Source organism: Streptosporangium sp. NPDC002607 (assembly GCF_053592655.1).
This window is the reverse complement of record NZ_JBSFWD010000046.1, coordinates 31,336-50,274: the sequence shown is the minus strand read 5'-3', so window position 1 is coordinate 50,274 and position 18,939 is coordinate 31,336. Positions and strand designations below refer to the sequence as shown.

General features: G+C 69.3%; 18 protein-coding genes. 10 read left to right on the top strand and 8 right to left on the bottom strand.

Features of this window, described 5'->3' with window-relative positions:
• Positions 1-83: 83 nt before the first annotated feature.
• The 3 genes from ACWD3H_RS36730 to ACWD3H_RS36720 are packed head-to-tail and all read right to left on the bottom strand — an operon-like array spanning position 84 to position 3,960.
• Positions 84-1,151 (bottom strand): ATP-binding protein, encoded by a 1,068-nt coding sequence (locus tag ACWD3H_RS36730; protein ID WP_343980120.1) that lies wholly within the window; start codon positions 1,149-1,151, stop codon positions 84-86.
• Positions 1,148-2,587, bottom strand: coding sequence for a DUF5691 domain-containing protein (locus ACWD3H_RS36725; protein WP_451958280.1), 1,440 nt, complete (start codon positions 2,585-2,587; stop codon positions 1,148-1,150). Before ACWD3H_RS36725 ends, ACWD3H_RS36730 begins: the two co-directional genes overlap by 4 nt.
• A complete protein-coding gene (locus tag ACWD3H_RS36720) occupies positions 2,584-3,960 on the bottom strand; it encodes an SWIM zinc finger family protein (RefSeq protein ID WP_451958279.1) in 1,377 nt (458 codons plus the stop codon). The genes ACWD3H_RS36725 and ACWD3H_RS36720 overlap by 4 nt, the downstream gene beginning before the upstream one ends.
• Positions 3,961-4,214: 254 nt before the next feature.
• On the opposite strand from ACWD3H_RS36720, the gene ACWD3H_RS36715 reads away from it, so the two are divergent.
• The gene (locus tag ACWD3H_RS36715) at positions 4,215-4,646 is read left to right on the top strand and encodes a cupin domain-containing protein (RefSeq protein ID WP_451958278.1); all 432 of its coding nucleotides are present in this window, start codon (positions 4,215-4,217) and stop codon (positions 4,644-4,646) included.
• Between the two features lie 56 nt (positions 4,647-4,702).
• A complete protein-coding gene (locus tag ACWD3H_RS36710; RefSeq protein WP_350916391.1) occupies positions 4,703-6,238 on the top strand; it encodes an aldehyde dehydrogenase family protein in 1,536 nt (511 codons plus the stop codon).
• 69 nt (positions 6,239-6,307) lie between these two features.
• Here the strand turns inward: ACWD3H_RS36710 and ACWD3H_RS36705 are convergent, their stop codons facing one another.
• Entirely contained in the window at positions 6,308-6,805 is a 498-nt protein-coding gene (locus tag ACWD3H_RS36705; RefSeq protein ID WP_451958277.1) for a hypothetical protein, read from the bottom strand.
• A 158-nt stretch (positions 6,806-6,963) separates the two neighbouring features.
• Between ACWD3H_RS36705 and ACWD3H_RS36700 the strand changes: the two genes are divergently transcribed.
• Positions 6,964-7,770 carry a class I SAM-dependent methyltransferase gene (locus tag ACWD3H_RS36700; protein WP_451958276.1) on the top strand — a complete coding sequence of 269 codons (807 nt, stop codon included), beginning with the start codon at positions 6,964-6,966 and terminating at the stop codon, positions 7,768-7,770.
• A 63-nt stretch (positions 7,771-7,833) separates the two neighbouring features.
• Here the strand turns inward: ACWD3H_RS36700 and ACWD3H_RS36695 are convergent, their stop codons facing one another.
• Together ACWD3H_RS36695 and ACWD3H_RS36690 are read right to left on the bottom strand one after the other, a co-directional pair.
• Complete coding sequence (locus ACWD3H_RS36695; RefSeq protein WP_451958275.1) at positions 7,834-9,663, bottom strand: M14 family zinc carboxypeptidase; 1,830 nt, start codon at positions 9,661-9,663, stop codon at positions 7,834-7,836.
• Between the two features lie 119 nt (positions 9,664-9,782).
• Entirely contained in the window at positions 9,783-10,190 is a 408-nt protein-coding gene (locus tag ACWD3H_RS36690) for an ATP-binding protein (protein WP_326641744.1), read from the bottom strand.
• 192 nt (positions 10,191-10,382) lie between these two features.
• On the opposite strand from ACWD3H_RS36690, the gene ACWD3H_RS36685 reads away from it, so the two are divergent.
• Together ACWD3H_RS36685 and ACWD3H_RS36680 are read left to right on the top strand one after the other, a co-directional pair.
• On the top strand, positions 10,383-11,207 hold the full coding sequence (locus ACWD3H_RS36685; protein WP_350916373.1) for a helix-turn-helix domain-containing protein: 825 nt from the start codon (positions 10,383-10,385) through the stop codon (positions 11,205-11,207).
• Between the two features lie 33 nt (positions 11,208-11,240).
• Positions 11,241-11,471: a DUF397 domain-containing protein gene (locus ACWD3H_RS36680; protein ID WP_030922935.1), complete on the top strand. Its 231-nt coding sequence runs from the start codon at positions 11,241-11,243 to the stop codon at positions 11,469-11,471.
• 100 nt (positions 11,472-11,571) lie between these two features.
• On the opposite strand, the gene ACWD3H_RS36675 is transcribed toward ACWD3H_RS36680, so the two are convergent.
• Together ACWD3H_RS36675 and ACWD3H_RS36670 are read right to left on the bottom strand one after the other, a co-directional pair.
• Positions 11,572-14,490, bottom strand: a complete 2,919-nt coding sequence (locus ACWD3H_RS36675; protein ID WP_451958274.1) for an AAA family ATPase — start codon at positions 14,488-14,490, stop codon at positions 11,572-11,574.
• 14 nt (positions 14,491-14,504) lie between these two features.
• Entirely contained in the window at positions 14,505-15,161 is a 657-nt protein-coding gene (locus ACWD3H_RS36670) for a hypothetical protein (RefSeq protein WP_350952810.1), read from the bottom strand.
• A 526-nt stretch (positions 15,162-15,687) separates the two neighbouring features.
• Here ACWD3H_RS36670 and ACWD3H_RS36665 point away from each other — a divergent pair.
• Genes ACWD3H_RS36665 through ACWD3H_RS36645 form a run of 5 tightly spaced genes read left to right on the top strand, consistent with a single transcriptional unit; the run spans position 15,688 to position 18,913 of the window.
• The gene (locus ACWD3H_RS36665; RefSeq protein ID WP_451958273.1) at positions 15,688-16,254 is read left to right on the top strand and encodes a hypothetical protein; all 567 of its coding nucleotides are present in this window, start codon (positions 15,688-15,690) and stop codon (positions 16,252-16,254) included.
• A 5-nt stretch (positions 16,255-16,259) separates the two neighbouring features.
• On the top strand, positions 16,260-17,342 hold the full coding sequence (locus ACWD3H_RS36660; protein WP_451958272.1) for an SRPBCC family protein: 1,083 nt from the start codon (positions 16,260-16,262) through the stop codon (positions 17,340-17,342).
• A 27-nt stretch (positions 17,343-17,369) separates the two neighbouring features.
• Positions 17,370-17,795: a gas vesicle protein GvpJ gene (gvpJ, locus tag ACWD3H_RS36655; RefSeq protein WP_451958271.1), complete on the top strand. Its 426-nt coding sequence runs from the start codon at positions 17,370-17,372 to the stop codon at positions 17,793-17,795.
• A 1-nt stretch (position 17,796) separates the two neighbouring features.
• Positions 17,797-18,675 (top strand): GvpL/GvpF family gas vesicle protein, encoded by an 879-nt coding sequence (locus tag ACWD3H_RS36650; RefSeq protein WP_451958270.1) that lies wholly within the window; start codon positions 17,797-17,799, stop codon positions 18,673-18,675.
• 16 nt (positions 18,676-18,691) lie between these two features.
• Entirely contained in the window at positions 18,692-18,913 is a 222-nt protein-coding gene (locus ACWD3H_RS36645) for a gas vesicle protein GvpG (RefSeq protein WP_350916352.1), read from the top strand.
• The last annotated feature ends 26 nt before the right edge of the window (positions 18,914-18,939 follow it).

Genomic DNA, 18,939 nt, shown 5'->3' with positions numbered 1-18,939 from the left:
GCCTGATCACCGGTGTGCCACCCGATACGGGGCCGGAGCCCGGGACGGAGATCGGGAGCGGCCCCCTCCCGGGGATCACCGCCTCAGCCCGCGTCACGGCAGGCCCGGTAGAAGTCGCGCCAGTCCTGGCGCTCGCGCACCACGGTCTCCAGGTACTCGCGCCAGACGACACGGTCGGAGACCGGGTCCTGGATCACCGCGCCGGCGATGCCCGCGGCCACGTCGGAGGGGCGGAGCACCCCGTCGCCGAAGTGCGCGGCCAGCGCGATGCCGTTGGTGAGGACGGAGATGGCCTCGGCGGTGCTGAGCGTGCCGCTGGGGGACTTGACCTTGGTGCGGCCGTCCTCGGTGACGCCGGTGCGCAGCTCCCGGAAGACCGTGACGACGCGGCGGATCTCCTCCAGCCCGGTGAGGGTCTCGGGCAGTTCCAGGGAGCGGCCGAGCTGGCCGACCCTGCGGGAGACGATGTCCACCTCCTCCTCGGCGGTGGCGGGCACCGGCAGCACGACCGTGTTGAACCGGCGGCGCAGTGCGCTCGACAGGTCGTTGACGCCGCGGTCACGGTCGTTGGCGGTGGCGATGATGTTGAAACCGCGCTCGGCCTGCACCTCCCGGTTGAGCTCGGGAATCGGCAGCGTCTTCTCCGACAGCACGGTGATCAGCGCGTCCTGGACGTCGGAGGGCATCCGGGTCAGCTCCTCCACCCGGGCCAGCCGCCCCTCGGCCATCGCCCGCATCACCGGGCTCGGCGTGAGCGCCTCCATGGACGGCCCCTCGGCCAGCAGCCTGGCGTAGTTCCAGCCGTAGCGGATGGCCTCCTCCGCGGTGCCCGCCGTGCCCTGCACGAGGAGTGTGGAGTCACCGCTGATCGCGGCGGCCAGGTGCTCCGAGAGCCAGGTCTTGGCGGTGCCGGGCACACCGAGCAGCAGCAGCGCGCGGTCGGTGGCGAGTGTCGCCACGGCCACCTCGACGATGCGCCGCGGCCCGATGTACTTGGGGGTGATCTGGTCGCCGTCACCGAGGATGTAGGTGGTCACCGCCCAGGGCGACAGTTTCCAGCCCGGCGGGCGGACCCGGTCGTCGCCCTTGGCCAGGACCGCCAGTTCCTCGGCGTACTGGTCTTCGGCGTGGGCCCGCAGAACCGTTGTCACTGTGTGAGCTCCTTCAACATGTCGTCACGGAAACGCAGGAGGGCGGCGACCTCCTGGATGGACGGCTCCGCTGAGAGCCGCCCGGCCATGTCGTGCAGTGCCGGATCGATGCGCTCACCGGCGAGCTTGGTCAGCTCGCCGAGGTTCCACGGCTGGGTGCCGGACACATCGATGATCTTCTGGAGGACCGCCGTGGCCAGGGCCGGACCCCACGGGGCCGCGGCCCCGCCGAGAACCATGATCAGTTGGCCGTCCAGGCCGTGCCGCCGTACGAAGTCGGCCGCGACGATCTCCTGCCTGTCGCGGGGCAGCGCGGCCAGCAGGTCGGCGATCGGGTCCCAGGCGAAGAGCTCCAGCGCCCACTCCGGGTCACCCTGGAGAACGGCGGCCCTGACCCAACCGGCCATGACCTCGCGGTTCCAGTCGACGATCTTCATGCGGACCAGCTCCCCGGGCGACCGGCCGAGCAGCCGGGGCCAGACGCCCAGCGGGGTGCGGGCCACGGCCTGCTGCAGCCACCAGCCCCGCTCGCCCGTCCCCCGGGGCGCCTTCGCCCGGATGCCGTCGCGCTCCATGGCGCTGTCGCAGGCCACCGGCGGGTCGACGTGGATCTCACCGCCGGCGACGGTGACATACCGGGCGACGCGCTCCGCCATGCGCAGGGCCAGGCGCGATTCGGGGAGCCGGGTGAGCAGGTCGGCCGCCTGGTGGCGGACCTCGCGGCGGCGGTCGTCGAGCGCGGACTCCAGGAACGGCTCGTCCTCAAGCGACAATCCCGTGGTGAGAGCCTCCAGGAACGCCGCCCTGTCGTCGGGGTTCTCCTTCTCCCAGGTGGCGGCGAGCAGTTCCCTGGCCCTCGCCGGATCGGCCGCCCGCAACTCGCCCAGATGGACGCGACGGTCACCCGAGGTGCCGAACTCCCAGACCTGCGAGGTCGGCCCAGAGTCGGTCGCGGGGCCGGTCGCGGGGCCGGTCACGGCCACTCCCGTGACCTCCTCAAGCAGGAAACCCCACGCCGGGTTCAGCCCCGCCAGCCAGCGCCCCCGGTTGCCCGCCAGGACGCCGAGATACGGCCGGATCGACCTGTCCCTGACCGCGTGGTCGAGAAGCTCGGGCAGCAGGTGGGGCGAGAGGCGGTAGCCACGCCCGGCCGCGGTCTCCAGCCACTCGGTGAGCAGTCTCGGCTGCTCACCACCGAGAACGCGGGCAAGCCGGTCGCCCGCGGCGCGCGAGACCTCCGGCTGCTCCTCGGGCGCCGCGAGACTCGGCGGCTCGCCCGGGGCGACCGGCCGCCGCCCCGCGCGCATCCGCAGCGTGTGCACGGCCGCGCGCCCGAGCAGCTCGACCTCGCTCGCCCCCTCCCCGGGCAGCGGGCGCCGGTCGGTCCCGACGAGCGCGGTGGACACCAGTTCCTCCCAGTCGGCGGAGGCGTTCACAGGGCGATCACCCGGCCTTCCTCATCCCAGGTCGTGAGGGGGCGCAGGCCCCTCGGGGTCCATTCGGCGGCGACGGTCAGCGGATGGCCGCCCGAGGTGGCGACCAGCCGCCACGGGGTTCCCGCGGACGGGTGGAGCGGCAGCCCGCCGGAGGGCCCGGCCAGGAGCCGCGAACCACTCCCCGCGGGGGTCACCCCCTCCAGCACGAGCGGCCAGGAGTCGAGCCAGGGGTCGCCCGCCAGAGCCTCGGCCACCTCGTCCAGTGCCCGCTCGATGCTCTGGCCGGGCGGCGGGCCGGCCGGGGCGGCGTCGTGCCGGGCGGCGACCACCGCGCGCAGCGGAGTCGAGCCGGGGTAGAACGCCAGGTCGGCGTCCATGGTCGTGCCGGTGACGAGCGAGGCGTCGAGAGCCTGTCCGACCGGTGCGAACGAGAGCACCAGTGCCGCCCTGCCCGTCTTGCGCCCGCGCAGCCAGACCCGGCGCGCGATCAGCCGGTCGTGCTCCTCGTCGCGCCGTCCCAGCACGTCCCACAGGTCGCGGACGACCTCCCCCGCGAGCACCTCCTCCTTCGTCACCGAGAAACCGACCCGGTCGCGCACCCTTTCCAGGAGCCCCGCGGGCGCGACCTCCGGCACACCCCCGGGGCCGTCACCGGTCCCGTCGCCGGTTACGTCGTCGGTCCCTTCGCCGGCCGGAGCCGCGAGGTTGCGGTGGGCCACGCAGAGCAGGTGCAGCAGCGCGTACTCGCTGAGCAGGCGGGCGGGCCAGTCATCGCCGTCCAGCACGACGGGCAGGCGCGACAGCGAGCCCGCGACGGCGGGCGCCTGGGCGTCGATCAGGCGCTTGACCAGGTCGTCCCACTGGTCGTGACGCCGTGACCCGGCGAGGCCCTGCCTGACCTGGTCGGCGAGCCAGCGCTCCAGATCCGACAGACCGGCGCTCACACGCTGTTCGCGCAGCGCGGCCCGGCGGCCGTCGGCGGGAGCCGCCTCGGCAGACCTGGCGGCGCGGGTCGCCCCGGCCTCCACCGCCCTGGCCGCGCGGTCGCGCCGCCCGTCGAGCCACTCACCCACCCAGTCGGCGACCTCCTCCGCGGCGGGGACACCGTCGGCCGACCACAGGAGCAGCAGGCCGAGAGCGTGCTTGCACGGGAACTTCCTGCTGGGGCAGGTGCACCGGTAGGCGGGCTCGGACAGGTCGACGCAGGCCCGGTAGGGCTTGGAGCCGCTGCCCGCGCACTCGCCCCACACCGCGTCGGCGGTGACTCCGGTCCCCGACCACTTTCTGGGGGAGGAAATTGTCCCGGCCGCTTTCTGGGACGAGGCGTCGGGCGCGAGCGCCAGCACCTGATCCCGGTTCCACCGTTCGATCACGGACCGAACCTAGCCAACCCCTCCGACAAATCCGGACCACTCACCCCGCAGGACGATCTCCGTCACCCCGGTGACTACCGCACCGATCGGCAGCCCTCGTCGCACCCGGTACGCGCGCCCGCCCCGCCGACCGTCCAGACGGCTTCCGCCGCGGGGACGCCCGCACCGTCCGGCCCCCCACGTCGGCAATACGTCGGCGCGCACACGAACCTCATACGGTCCGTTCGAGGAGCCGGGTCCCTAGAATCGGTGCGATGACGACCTCTTCCCGTCCTCCGCTCGCCGAGACCCTGGACCTGCTGCCGCACCCCGAGGGTGGCTGGTTCCGCGAGACCTGGAGAACCTCCGTCGACCTCACCCCGCCCGGGTACACCGGAGCACGGGCCACCGCGACGGGGATCTACTTCCTGCTGGGGCCCGGCGAGGAGTCGCGCCCGCACGTGGTCGCCTCCGACGAGGTGTGGCTCTGGCACCGGGGCGGCCCGCTGACACTGGTCCTCGGCGGCCACGAGGGCCAGCCCACCCACTCCGTGACCCTGGGTCCGCTGGTGGAGCAGGGCCAGGTCCCGCAGGCGGTGGTGCCCGGCGGCACCTGGCAGGCCGCCCGCCCCGCCGGGGACGAGGCCGTGCTGGTGAGCTGTGTCGTGTCCCCGGGTTTCGACTTCGCCGACTTCCGGCTGATGTGACGGCCTCGTCCTTCGCGGGGAGAATGCGGTCACAGGTCCATACCGGGAGGTCGAAGGTGACCAGCGAGATCGTCTCCGTCATCGGCGGAAAAGAAGCGTCCAACGGCACCGCCTACGAGTCGGTCAACCCGGCTCGCCTGAACGAGGTGGTCGCGCGGGTCCGGCTGGCGGACGCGAGCACGTTCTCCTCCGCGTGCCGCACGGCCACCGCGGCCCAGCGGGAGTGGTCTCGGGTTCCCGCGCCCGTCCGGGGGCGGGTGATCGCCTCGATCGGGCGGCTGGTGGAGGCCAACGCCGAGGAACTGGCCCGCCTGGTCACCCGCGAGATCGGCAAGCCGTACGCCGAGGCGCTGGGCGAGGTACGCGAGATCGTCGACACCTGTGACTTCTTCCTCGGCGAGGGCAGGCGGCTGTACGGGCAGACGGTTCCCTCGGAGATGCCGGACAAGAACCTGTTCACCTTCCGGGTCCCCGTGGGAGTGGCCGCGGTGATCACGGCGGGAAACTTCCCGGTCGCGGTACCGTCGTGGTACCTGGTCCCGGCGCTGCTGTGCGGCAACGCGGTGGTGTGGAAGCCCGCCGAGTACGCGGCGGCCTCCGCGCACGCGCTCTACCGGCTGTTCACGGCGGCCGGGCTGCCCGACGGCGTGCTGAACCTGGTCCTCGCCGACGGCGCCACGACGTTCGAGGGCCTGGAGTCGGCGCTGGCCGAGGGCACGGTGCACAAGGTCGGGTTCACCGGATCCACCGCGGTGGGCCGCGCCGTCGGCGAGCTGTGCGGGCGCCACCTGCAGTCCCCCTGCCTGGAGCTGGGCGGCAAGAACCCGATGGTGGTCATGCCGGACGCCGACCTGGACCTGGCCGTGGAGGGCGCGCTGTTCGCGGGCTTCGGCACCGCCGGGCAGCGTTGCACGTCACTCGGCACGGTGATCGTGCACGAGAGCGTCCACGAGGAGTTCCTCCGCCGGTACGCGCGCGCCGTGGCGGAGGCGGCGATCGGCGACCCCGCCGGGGACGTGCTCTGCGGCCCGCTGCTCGAGGAGAGGTTCGCCTCGCGCTACGAGGAGTACCTGGGCTGGATCCAGCCGCACCACACCGTCGTCTCCGGTCCCACCGGCCGCATCACCCCGGACAACCCACGCGCCGGCTTCACCGGGGAGGGCGGCCTCTACTACCACCCGGTGGTCGTGGACGGCGTCCGCCCCGGCGACCGGCTCTTCCTTGAGGAGACCTTCGGCCCCATCGTCGGCGTGACCGCCTTCAGCACGCTGGAGGAGGCCGTCGAGTTGGCCAACCTTCCCGGCTACGGGCTCTCCTCCTCCATCTACACCACCGACCCGAAGTCGGCGTTCCACTTCCGCGCCGGCATCGGCGCGGGCATGGTGAGCGTCAACAACTCCACCTCCGGCGCGGAGGCTCACCTGCCCTTCGGCGGCAACGGCAGATCCGGCAACGGCAGCCGCCAGTCGGGGGTGTGGGTTCTCGACCAGTTCACCCGCTGGCAGGCGATGAACTGGGACTACTCGGGCAGGCTGCAGAAGGCCCAGATGGACGTCGCCGAGATCGTCCCCGACCTGGACTTCCGCCTCTGACGCCCGGTGACGCCCGGTGACCACCGGACCCCGCCCCGCGGCGGGGTCCGGCGGTCCGTGGCGGCGGGTTCAGTGGTGGGGAATCACGTGTTCGAAGAGCTCGAAGCTGGTGAAGAGCAGGAACGCGGCCACGATGAGGGAGTACAGCAGGGCCGGCTGCGGCACGCGGCGACGCGGCCGGGGCTCGGCGGGCGAGACACCGGCTCCCAGCGCGGGGACCGGGGTCGGGCCGGGGCCTGGGGCCAGGGCGGGGGCCGGGGCCGGGGCGGGGCCGGGGGTGAAGGCGGCGGCGGGGAACGGGGTGCCGTTCTGGGGGTGCGCGCCCACCGGGAAGACGCGGACACCGTCACAGCCGCAGGCGGGGCAGCTCAGTCCCGACCAGGGCGGCTGGACCATGACGCCCGACCTCAGCCAGAGCACGACGTCGTGTCCGTGCCCGTCGGTCAGGTGACGGACGAGGTACTCCTCCTGCCAGAGGTGCCCGCAGCGCGTGCACCCCAGTGGCCAGGTCTCGTGAGCGCTGAACTCCTCGTGCACGAGGACCACCCCCATTGTGTCAGCGAACATCCCATCTGAGTGTGGGCGCCCTCCTTCGTTACAGCAAGCGATGAAAAGGTGCGAAATCTGTTACGGCCACACAATGAGACCATATAATGAGACGATTCTTCTTGAAATATGAGATTCCTGCTACGGTCGGGACCGACGGACAGAAGGAGAGGTCTCCCATGACAGGCAAGGACGCCGTCTACACGCACGGACACCACGAGTCGGTGCTCAGGTCCCACCGGTGGCGTACCGCGGAGAACTCGGCGGCCCACCTCCTGCCGTACCTGAGAGCGGGCATGACGCTGCTGGACGTGGGCTGCGGGCCCGGCACCATCACCGCCGACCTGGCGGAGCGTGTCGCGCCCGGCACGGTCACCGCGGCCGAGATCAGCGAGGAGGCGCTCGGCCTGGCCCGCGCGGAGGTGGAGCGGCGCGGGCACTCCGGCGTCGAGTTCTCCGTGGCGGACGTGCACGAGCTGCGCTTTCCCGACGACACCTTCGACGTCGTCCACGCCCACCAGGTGCTCCAGCACGTCGGCGATCCCGTGCTGGCGCTGCGCGAGATGCGGCGGGTCTGCAGGCCGGGCGGGATCGTCGCGGTACGCGACAGTGACTACACCGCGTTCACCTGGTTTCCCGAGATGCCCGAACTGGACGAGTGGCTGGACCTCTACCTGAGATTGGCCAGGGCCAACGGCGGCGAGCCCGACGCGGGGCGGCGACTGCTTTCCTGGGCGCACGCGGCGGGGTTCACCGACGTCTCGGCCACCTCCTCGACCTGGTGCTTCGCCACACCCGAGGACCGCGCCTGGTGGGGCGGCATGTGGGCCGAGCGGATCCTGAAGTCCGACATGGCCCGTCAGGCCCTCGCCTCGGGCAGCACCGAGGAGGACCTGCGCCGTCTCTCGGAGGGCTGGCGCGCCTGGGCAGGGGAGCGGGACGGCTGGCTGTCGCTGCTCCACGGCGAGCTGATCTGCCGCGTCTGACCGGCCCCGAGCCCACCGGTGAAGGGCTCGGGGCGCCCTCGGCGAAGGCGCCCCGGCGGAGGATCAGGGTTGCTGGGTGATCTTGACGTTGTCGATGCCGGCCTCCACCAGCGAGGCACCCGAGGCGTCGGCGGCCTCGATCAGGATGCGGACCGTCTGGCCCGCGAAGGCGGAGAGGTCGGCCGTGGCGACCGCCCAGGCGCCGTTGCGGTTGGCGGCCGCGCCGAGCTGCTGGAACACCTGGGTGGTGGTGGAGCCGACGACCTTCACCCGCAGGAAGTCGGCGGTGGAGGAGTTGGAACCGTGCGCCAGATACCACGACAGCGACAGGTTCAGCGTCCCGGTCGACGGCAGGGTGATGGCCGGTGACTGGATGCTGGTGACTCCTCCGTCGATGTCGTAGTCGCCCGCCGCGGTGCCCGCGAGCCTGCCGGTGACCAGGTCGTTGGTGCCGCTGACCGTGGTGCCGAGCTGCTTGGCGCCGCTGGAGGTGGTGGCCTGCGGGACGCCGCGCTCCCACTGGCCCGAGGTGGCGGTGTCGGTGCCCGAGGGGTTGGTCGTCCAGCCGGCCGCCGTCTCGAACTCGTCGGAGTAGACGGTCACCGGCGGGGTGCCGGTGCCGCAGTACTGCGACTCCTTGCCGATGATGCGGTAGACGCAGTCGGAGTACTCCAGGAAGCGGAGCACGGCTTCGCGGTTACGGGTGGTCTGCGCGACGATCTGCTCGTCGGGAGGGTAGAAGCCCGGCGAGGAACCGGTCGGGTACATCTCGAAGGTGTAGCTGAAGATCTTGTAGACGCCCCACATCCAGTCGTCGATCGAACCGTCGGTGATGTAGAGGTCACTGGCCTGCTGGGGGGTGTAGTTGTTGGTGGTGGCCATGTTCTGGCCCAGCGTCGCGTGGGCGTCGCGGTCGTCCTGGGTCAGGCCGGGGCCGGTGTCGTTGTAGGTGTAGCCGTACGGCCACAGGATCAGCTCACCGTAGGTGTGCCAGTCGATGTGCGACTTGATCTGCTGCACGCCGCCGACGACCCTGCTGCGGACCCAGTTGGCCACCGCCCTGACCTCGGGAGCCGACTCGGCCGCGGAACCCCGGTAGGTGTCGCTGGAGCTGGAGCCGGAGGAGCCGCCGCAGCAACCCCACTGGTGGCCCCAGTTGCGGTTGAGGTCGGTGCCCACGTACGACGAGCCGGAGTTGGGCTGCCGGTTCTTGCGCCAGGAGCGGTAGGAACCGGTGGCGATGTCGTACTCGCCACCGTCGGGGTTGAGGTCCGGCATGATCCAGATCTCGCGGGTGTTGACCAGGTTGGCGATGCGGCTGTCGGTGCTGTAGCCGTCGGTGAACAGGTTGAGCAGGTAGATCGCCATCTCGACGGTCATGTGCTCGCGAGCGTGCTGGTGGTGCGTGAACAGCACCTCGGGCTCGTTCTCGTCCGTGTTGACGTTGTCGCTGATCTTGACGGCGATCAGGTCGCGTCCCTCGTACGAGGTGCCATAGCTGATCTTGCGGGCGATCGTCGGGTGGTCGGCGACGATCTGGTTCACCGCGGCGGTCATCTCGGCGTAGTTGTGGTAGCCGGAGTCGGCCGAGGGGAAGTCCGAGCGCCGTTCGGCCCCGGTCGGGGATAAGGACCTGGGAATCCTCGTGACGGTGTGGCCGAGTCTCTTGATCTCGGCGACCTCGGCCTCGCTGGCGGTGACCACGACCGAGTCGGCATCGACCTGATCGATCGCGGCACCGGTGGCCGCGATCGCGCTTCGCTGCTGGGAGGTGCTCGGCCCCTGGACCTTGTACTGGCTGTTCGGTTGCGGCTCGGCCGAGGCGCCCACCCCGTTAACACCAAGACATAACAGCGCCAAAGCAGCGAACACCACGATCAGACGGCGTCTCACCTGCGTCCTCCTCAGGCACGCACTCTAGGGATTTGTCGCGTGCCTCCACTGAGAGTCAGACAGGGAGGTTGATTAGCAAAGGCCCAAATTTTAGGAGCCGCACACCCTTCGTCCCGAGATCAGAAGACGACCTCGAACCAGAGCGTCCTGGCGCCCTCGGGAGCGTCGTCCTGGATGCCCCAGTTGTCGGCGAGCAGGTCCACCAGGAACATGCCTCGCCCGCCCTCCGCCTCGGGGTCGTTGCGCACGTGCGGCATCGACGCGCCGGACCCGGCGTCACAGACCTCGACCAGCACCGCGGCCGATCCCACCGCCACGGTCATCGCGACCTCTCCGCCCCCTCCGGAACCCGAGTGGAGCACGGAGTTGGTCACCACCTCGCTCACCAGGAGAATGACGTCGTCGGACGCGGGGTGCCCCTCGCCCAGAAGCTCCCTGACCCGGCTTCGCGCCATCGACACCGACTCCGGGACCCCCTTGAGGGTCACCGTGGATCGAGGTGAGACGGCCTGCCGTCCGGTCGTCATGGTTGACCTCACTCCCCGACACGCATATCCCATGCACATCGCCGTCTGAGATGGCACACTCACTCACGGTGAACTGTTCTATCAAGGACTGCAATACCTCATGTTGAGATTCCACAGATTTGCTATCAAAGGACGGAGGGAGGTAGATGCGTGGCTTCTCGACGCAGCCCCACGGCCCGTCATCGCCGCCTGATGGCTGAACTGAACCGTCTGCGAAAGGACAGCGGGCTGACACGGGTGGAGGTGGCCGAGCGGATCGGCTCCACCGACACCACCGTCTGGAGATACGAGACGGGCCTGACCCGTCCCCGCCCCTCGGACGTGTCGGCCCTCACCGATGTGTACGGCGTGACCGGGGAGGCACGTGACTCCCTGATCCAGATGGCCGTGGAGGCCCGGCGGCGCGGCTGGTGGCATCCCCACCGCCAAGCCCTTAAACCGGGCTTCGACTCCTACATCGGGCTGGAGGCGGAGGCGTCGCTCGTGCGCTCGTACGAGCCGCTCGTCGTTCCCGGCCTGATGCAGACCGAACCGTACGCACGCGCGGTGATCGAGGCGACCTCCATTGTCCAGACCCCCTCCCAGGTCGAGGAGACGGTCTCCGTGCGCATCTCGCGCCAGCGGTTGCTGCACGGACCCGGTGACCCGATCCACCTTGTCGCGGTGCTCGACGAAGCAGTGATCCGGCGTCAGATCGGCGGGCGCGACGTCATGTCGGAGCAGTTGGAACATCTCGTCCACCTCGGCGCGCTGCCCAACGTGGAGATCCGGGTCGCCCCGTTCTCCGCGGGGGCGCACGCGGCGATGGACGGCAAGTTCTGCCTGCTCAGCTTCCCCGAGCCCGAGGTTCCCGACCTGCTCTATCTGGAGCAGGCCTCGAGCGGGCTCGTGCCGGACGACCCGGAGCAGGTCAGCCGATACGCCTCCATGTTCGAGAGCCTCTGCGAGATGGCACTCGGTCAGGAGGAGTCGGCGGCCTTCATCGCCCAGATGGCGAGAAGGTTTTCCTCCCCCTAGCCGTAGAAGGAAGAAAAAGTGCGAGGGTCCACGATGGATCTGTCCGACGCCGAGTGGCGTAAGAGCGGTCGCAGCACCAACGGAGGCGACTGCGTGGAGGTGGCGGTCGTCCCCGGTGATCCGGCCGTTGCCCGACACAAGGCCGACGCCGATCGGCTCTACCTCGTCCGCGACTCCAAGGATCCGGGCGGCCCGGCTCTGGCGTTCACCCGAAGCGAGTGGGACGCCTTCGTCGGCGGCGTGAAGGACGGCGAGTTCGACTGACGGGCCTCCGGGGGAACCGGCTCACCGGCTCCCCCGGAACCTCCCCACCGCGCAGCCCGCCCGCGGCCTCGGCCCGGCGGGCTGTGCGTGTTCGAAGCCCTCAGCGCGGGGGCCGCTCATCGGTGCCCTTGTAGCCGAGGACCCGCATGGCGATCTCGGGGTCCATCGCCGCGGCGAGCAACTGTGCCCGTTCCACGGCGCTGTCCCGCTGGGCCTCGGCCCTGGCCCTGGCGGCCCGCGATCCCCGGGTGACCGCGGCGACGATGCCCGCTCCCACGATCGCGGCCAGTACGGCGACGAGCACCACCGGGAGCGTGCCGGACTCCAGCGAGCCCGCCTCGCCCATCACGACACTCCCGCCATTGAGCAGGTACACGCCCAGCAGGGTGAAGGCCGCCAGCGCCACCAGGCTGGCCACGACCAGGAGCACCACCCTCAGCCGCCCACCCCGCGGCGCGGGAACGCCGGACGGCGGAGGCTGTGGCAACGGCACGGGCGGTGGCGGTGACAGCCGGGGCACCGGACCGCCGTCACCCCACGGCACGAAGTCCGGCTCGGCCGCGACCGCCGAGGCCGGCCCGGCCGACATCGTGGCGCCGTGGCCGTTGCCCGTCACCACCGCTCCCTGCACGACCGCGACGGCGGGTTCGAGCCTGAGCAGGACCGCCGGGACGGGCAGGGTGCGCGACACGTGGCTGTGCTCGCGATGCGCCCGCGCCGCCTCCAGGTGATACTCCTCGATCTCGGCGTAGAAGTCGTCCGAGAGATAGACCGAGCCGTCGACCAGCGGCCCCTGCCTCTGCTCCAGGATCGCGACCACGTCGTCACCGTTGAGCGTCTTGTGCGTCTCCAGCGCGTGGGCCAGGCACAGGACGTCTCTCCGGTGCTCCCGCAGCAGTTCCTCGGTCCGGTCCAGCAGGCGCACCAGGTTGAACTCGATGCGCTCACCCAGCACGTCGGGGGCCGGCGACTGCCCGCCACCCGGCGTCTTGGTGAAACCGATGCCACCGCCGCCTGGCTTGGGCATCGACTTGCCTCCCATGATCTCCAGTTCCTGCAGCGCGGGCACCGAGGTCACCCCGCGCCCCATGCCCCAGTGCGCCTCCATCAGCGCGGTGAGGTACGTCGCCGAGAACAGGTCACCCGAGACGCCGGAGGAGTTGTCCTCGCCGAAGAACATCCGCTCCCCCGCCAGTGAGGCGAGCGAGACCATGATGTCGGCCTCGTGCTCGGACTTCCAGCGGGTGAACTGGTCCTCGGGCTTGATGCTCGCGACCATGCCGAGATAGTCGGCGCCCTTCTCTATCGTGGCGATGTCGATCTCGAGGTGGTAGCGGGTGCGGTAGGCCGCCACGGCGTGGCAGGCCTCGTGCACGGCGACCGCGTGCCGCTCGCGCTCGATGTACTCCACGTCCTCGGGCGGCCCGAGTTGCTTGAGCCGTTTGGCCCTGGTCACGTCCGACCAGGTGATGACCTCCCGGCCGTCGCGGATCGCGGTGATCAGCGACTCGTTCACCAGGTCCTTGATCGTGGCACCGGTGGCGTAGGGCGTGATCGTCGCCAGCTTGTCCAGCTGCTCGTCGGTCAGCTCGTGGTCGACCTTGTCGAAGTAGCCCCGGTAGGTGCGAACCCGGCCCGCCTTCGACGGGTAGCCCACCTTGTAGATGCGGTCGATACGGCCCGGCCTCAGCAGCGCCTCATCCAGCGAGTTGGGCATGTTGGTGGCCATCATGACCAGGATCCGGTACTTCGGCGGCGGCTTGGGCCGCATGCCGAAGAGCCTTCTCACATGCCGGTTGACGATGCCCCGGGGCTTCTTCAGGCCCGACAGCTCGGTGAGCAGCGCCTGCAGCGTGCCCGGGTCGCCGCCTCCGCCGCCCATGCCACCCATCATGAAGCGGCTGCGGCCGGTGTCCGGCTCCTCCCGCTCCGCCGCGCCCTTGCGGGTCAGCAACCAGCGGGTGTCCTCGCTGAGGTAGCCGAAGCCATGGCACCCGGCGGCGTGCGGGGAGAATCCGGGGCCGCCCCTGGGCCCCTGCTGCGCCAGCGAGCCACGCCGTCCGAGGGAGTCGGCCTCGTCGAAGAAGACGATCACGCCCCCGTACCGCAGCGAGAGCTTGCGGAGCTTCCTGAACAGCGACTTCACCTTCAGGATGCCGATGCCCATGAACATGTTGACGAACGCGCCGGGGTCGACGAACACGTACGGCTTGCCGGTCTCCCCGGCCACGGCCTCGGCCATCAGGGTCTTACCGGTGCCCGGCGGGCCCCACAGCAGCAGGCCGCTGGGCACGTAGCCACCGCGCTCCTCGATCGCGTCCGGCCGTTCCAGGAAGACGATGTTCTCCTTGACCCGCTCGACGACGTGGTCCTGGCCCCACACGTCGGTGAAGCGGGTCTTGATGTCGTCGGGGAAGTAGGTCTCCACGCCGCCCCGCGACAGCAGCCAGAACAGGCCGATGAACTGGAAGGCGATGAAGAAGAACGCGAAGGCGAGCTGCGCCATGTACGGCAGCGCCTGCCAGAGCAGCGCGGGCGCCTGGAACAGCGCGAGCGCGGGAGAGGTGTCCAGCACCTCGCCGAGGATGAGGGCGAGCACCGCGATCCAGAACAGCCACTTGATGGCACGTGCCATCCTGAAGCGATTCCAGTCGGAGAAGCGGCGGTGGGTCCAGCGCTCGAAGCCGCCGAACACACCGCGCGTCCAGAACCGGTTGTATCCGGCGGAGCGCTCGCTGACGAAGAAGTGGAGCTGGCGCAGGAACTCGGCGCCCAGGAGCCAGAAGATCCACGGCGCCGCGACAGCGGTGGTGATCATCGCATCCTGGAACGTCATGATGCCCTCGAATGAGGCCATCTCACTCCACACCAGGATGAAATAAATGATCGTCAGGATGAGGAGGAATTTGATCCGATCCCAGAACGGCATCTTCTTACGCTTGTCGGGATGCGGGTCCGTCGGACCCGAGCCGGGGGCCCGTAGTCCTTCGAAGGTGGGGGGCTGCGGAGGTGACTTCATGTACGGGCTTCTCCTCACCCGGTGAGTCGTTTGACCTTGAAAGATTGCGCGATCCTGTCGAACTCCCCGGCGCGCTTCCGGTAGCAGGCGGCCGAGCAGCGGATCAGCAGGGTGGAGATCTGCTTGCCGTCCGGGGCCAGATAGGAGGTGAGGTCGAAGGTCTCCGTCCCGGCGCCCTCGATCGCGTAGTTGAACCGCACGTGCACCCCGCGCAGGCCGTCTCCGGGCTGGAGCACCTCGTCGGCGAGAAGCTCGAAGTCCTTCAGCGGGTAGCCGGGGATCTCCGCGTACTCCTTGCGCACCGTCTCGGTGACGGGCAGGACGGAGTTGCGCATGCTGTTCAGGGAGAGCGCGTCCTGCTCCTCGGGGAGGAGCTTGGCGATCCGGGCGAAGACGAATGGTTCGTCCTCGGTGCCGTAGCCGAGCAGGTGATCTGGAGACGGCTTGCTGTGGGCGTCGTAGGCGGTCGACCAGATGAGCTGTTTGCGCAGCTGCGCGGTGGCCGATTCGAGGTCGGCTCCGATGGTCGCCTTGTCCAGCGCCGTCTGGTCGACCTTCTGCCAGGCCGCCGGAACCTTGAAGTATGTCTGCCCGTCGTCGTGGCGGACGTAGGTGAACTCCGCACGTGCACATCCCGTGAGCCCGCCGACCATGGTGGAAACAACCGTCATGGCAACCAAGGCGAACCCGGCCCTCGATCTTCTCACCAGGGCTGTACCTCCGCTTTACGGGTTAACGAGGTGGTTGTGCCCGTTTTTTAAGCGCCTCTCTCCTGTCTCGGCTCATTCGTCTTAGGAATCTTGACCAAATCTTTCCGGGAACCTGGCTTCACTTGTTACAAAGCTCCGCCGTTGGCCCCAACACATCATTGAACTCTCAACCTCTGCCGTAGACCAGAGGCGGATGGGCGGTTATTCCACCCCCCGGCCCACGACGGGAATCCGGCCCCCGAGGGAGGCCCAGCCAGAGCAATATCCCTTTTATCCCTTTTTTGCCCATATGTGCTTTTATGGGGGTTTTCTAGGGTATGGGGAAATGAAATTGTGGGAACGGAATGCTCTTCCCACATTCACCGCAACGGGCGTCGGCTCTGGTCAATGTCGTCTTTCTCCGTGGTGCGCCGGCGGGGTCCGGCCCCGAGGACTCGAAGAGATGAGACGGACTCCGCAGCAGGACAATCGACAAGGAGTGGTGATCGTGAACAACGCAGTGCGAATGGTCCTCGCCGTGGCCGGAGGTTACCTTCTGGGGCGCGGGAAATACCGACTGGCGGCGGCGCTGGCCATCGCCGGCGTGACCGGCCATCTGCGCGCCGGCAAGGGCGACCTGTTGCAGCAGGGGCTGAAGATGCTCACCTCCTCTCCGGAAGTGGAAAAGATCATCGAAAGCGTTCGCAGCGATCTCCTGGACGCGGGCAAGGACGCCGCCAAAGCAGCGGTGAGCACGCAGATCGACTCGCTGAGCAGCAGGCTGCACGACCGGGCCGAGTCACTGCGGAACCCTGAGCAGGCCGAAGAGGAAGAAGAGGAAGAGGAGCCCGAGGTACGCCGGAAGCGCCGTGGGAAGGCCACGAGAGCCCGTGAGAAGTCCCGGCCGAGGGACGAAGAAGAGGAAGAAGAGCCCGAGGAGGAGGAAGAAGAGGAGCTAGAGGAAGAGGAAGAGGAAGAGGAGGAAGCGCCGGCCAGGCCCAGGAGCCGGGCCCCCTCCCGCCGTGGATCGGCACCGCCGCGCACCAGGCGGGCACCCGCCAGGGCACGGGGGTGATCTCGATGGCTGAAACCTCAACGGACCGGCCCAAGCAGCAGAACGGCCAGGAGTCCCCCATGGACCGGCTCACCCACGAGTTCCAGAATCTCCTCGGAGCCGCCGGGGAGCGGGCGCTGTCATCGGTGGGTGACAAGGTCAAGGGCGTGACCGGCCGGCTGACCGACTATGCCGGAGGCGACGGATCGAGCCTGATGAGCGCCGTGACAGGTGGCGGTTCGAAAGGATCGATGGCCGGGGGCCTGATCAAGGGACTGGGCAAGATGGCCGTCGGCGGCCTGATGCAGAAGATCACCGGAGGCAAGGGCGGAAAGGGAGGTAAAGGCAAGAAGCTGAAGCTGATGAACATCGTCGAGACGATCGACATCGGTGTTCCGGTCCGGATGGCCTACGACCAGTGGACCCAGTTCGGCGACTTCCCGAAGTTCATGAAGAAGGTCGAGAACGTCGACCAGCCGTCCGACGAGAAGCTGCACTGGAAGGCACAGGTCTTCCTGTCCCACCGCGACTGGGAGTCGACGATCATCGAGCAGGTGCCCGACAAGCGGATCATCTGGCGCTCGAAGGGTGCGAAGGGCTACGTGGACGGCGCCGTGACCTTCCACGAGATCGCCCCCGAGCTCACCCGGATCCTGCTCGTCCTGGAGTACCACCCGCAGGGCCTGTTCGAGCGCACCGGCAACCTGTGGCGCGCCCAGGGCAGGCGCGCACGCCTCGAACTCAAGCACTTCCGCAGGCACGTCATGAACGAGGTGCTCCTGCACCCCGACGACCTTCAGGGCTGGCGCGGCGAGATCCACGACAGCAAGGTCGTCAAGGACCAGGAGACGGCTCTCCGGGAAGAGGAGGAGGCCCAGGGCCCCGAGGGAGAGGAAGAGGGCCCCGAGGAAGAAGAGGAACTCGAAGAAGAGCCCGGCGAGGAGGAACCCGAGGAAGAAGAGAACGAATACGAGGAGGAAGAAGAGGAGCCAGAAGAGGAGGAGCCGCCCAGGCGCCCGTTGCGACGCCGCGGTTCCGGCGCGTCCCGCAGATCGGAGGAGGAACCGCCCAGGCGTCCCGCCCGTCGCAAGACGGCCACCAGGGCGTGATCGAAGGAGGTACCGGAGAGGAACACCATGACCATTGTCCAACCTTCGGGGGGCGGAGCGCGATCCTCATCGGGTCTGGCCGACGTCATCGAGACGATCCTCGACAAGGGGCTCGTGATCGACGCCTTCGTCAGGGTCTCCCTCGTCGGGATCGAACTCCTGACCATCGACGTACGGATCGTGGTGGCCAGCGTTGACACCTACCTGCGCTTCGCGGAGGCGGTCAACCGCCTCGACCTCTCCCAGGTCGGCAGCCAGAAGGGGCTGCCGGAGCTGATGCAGGACATGACCCAGAGCGGCAGCAAGGCGAAGGTCAAGGGCGCGACGGACGGGCTGCTGGACGCGGCCGGGGAGAAGCTCCGCAGCCTGACCGGCGGGTCCGAGGAGGAGGAGTTCGAGGAGGAAGAGGAGCGCGAACCGGCCCCCCGGCGCAGACGACGGAGGGAGGAGTGAGATGCGCGATCCCAGTGGAAAGTCCGGGACCGTCCAGTCCGACAGATCGAAGTCCGAAAAGCACCAGGCGTCCGGACGGCGTGACACCGGTTCCGATAAGCGGCCCAGGCCCACCGGGTCGGAGAGATCCGGCGCTCCCGAGCGTGGAGCCGGCTCCTACATCTACGGGATCGTTCCCGCGGATGTCGAGCTGACCCCGGACACCCTCGGCGTGGGAGATCCTCCCGGCCAGGTCCGGCTGGTGCGGTACGGCGAGATCGCCGCCCTGGTGAGCGACGTCCCCACCGACCGCCCGCTGGGCAGGCCGGACGATCTCATGGCCCACCAGCGGCTGCTGGACGAGGCCGCCGCCGAGGTACCCGTGCTCCCGCTCCGCTTCGGGGCGGTGGTAACGGACGCGCAGGCGGTCGTCGACGAGTTGCTCACCCCGTACCACGACGACTTTCTCAACACGCTGAACGAACTGGAGGGCCGAGCGGAGTACATCGTGAAAGGGCGCTATGTCGAGCAGACGATCCTGCGGGAGGTCCTGGAGGAGAATCCCGAGACGGCGAGGTTGCGCGACGAGATCCGCGGGCGCCCCGAAGAGGTGACGTGGGACACCAGGATGCGGCTCGGAGAGCTGATCAACACATCGATCGCGGCCAAGCGTGAGGCCGACACCGCCGCGCTGCTCGACGCCTTCACCCCACTCTGTGTCGCCATCGTGGTACGCGAACCCACCCATGAGCAGGACGCCGCCCATCTGGCCCTGCTCGCGCAGACCGACCGGCAGCCGGAGATCGAGGAGGCCCTGGCCGAGTTCGGAACCCGGTGGGCGGGCCGGGTCGGGCTGCGCCTGCTCGGTCCGCTGGCACCGTACGACTTCGTCAGGCCCTGAAAGCAGGTGATCGACCATGGACCCACTGGGACTGATCTTCAGTCTGCCGCTCGCGCCGTTGCGCGGGCTGATCCGGCTCGCGGAGCTGCTTGAGGAACAGGCCGAGATGGAACTGCGGAGCCCCGCGGCGGTCAGACGCCGCCTGGAGGAGCTCGCGGAGGCCAGGGCATCCGGCGAGATCTCCGAGGAGGAGGAGTCCATGGCCGCGGAGCGGATCCTCCGAGAGATGATCACCTAGCCCGGACCGCCGCCGGTACGGCCCGG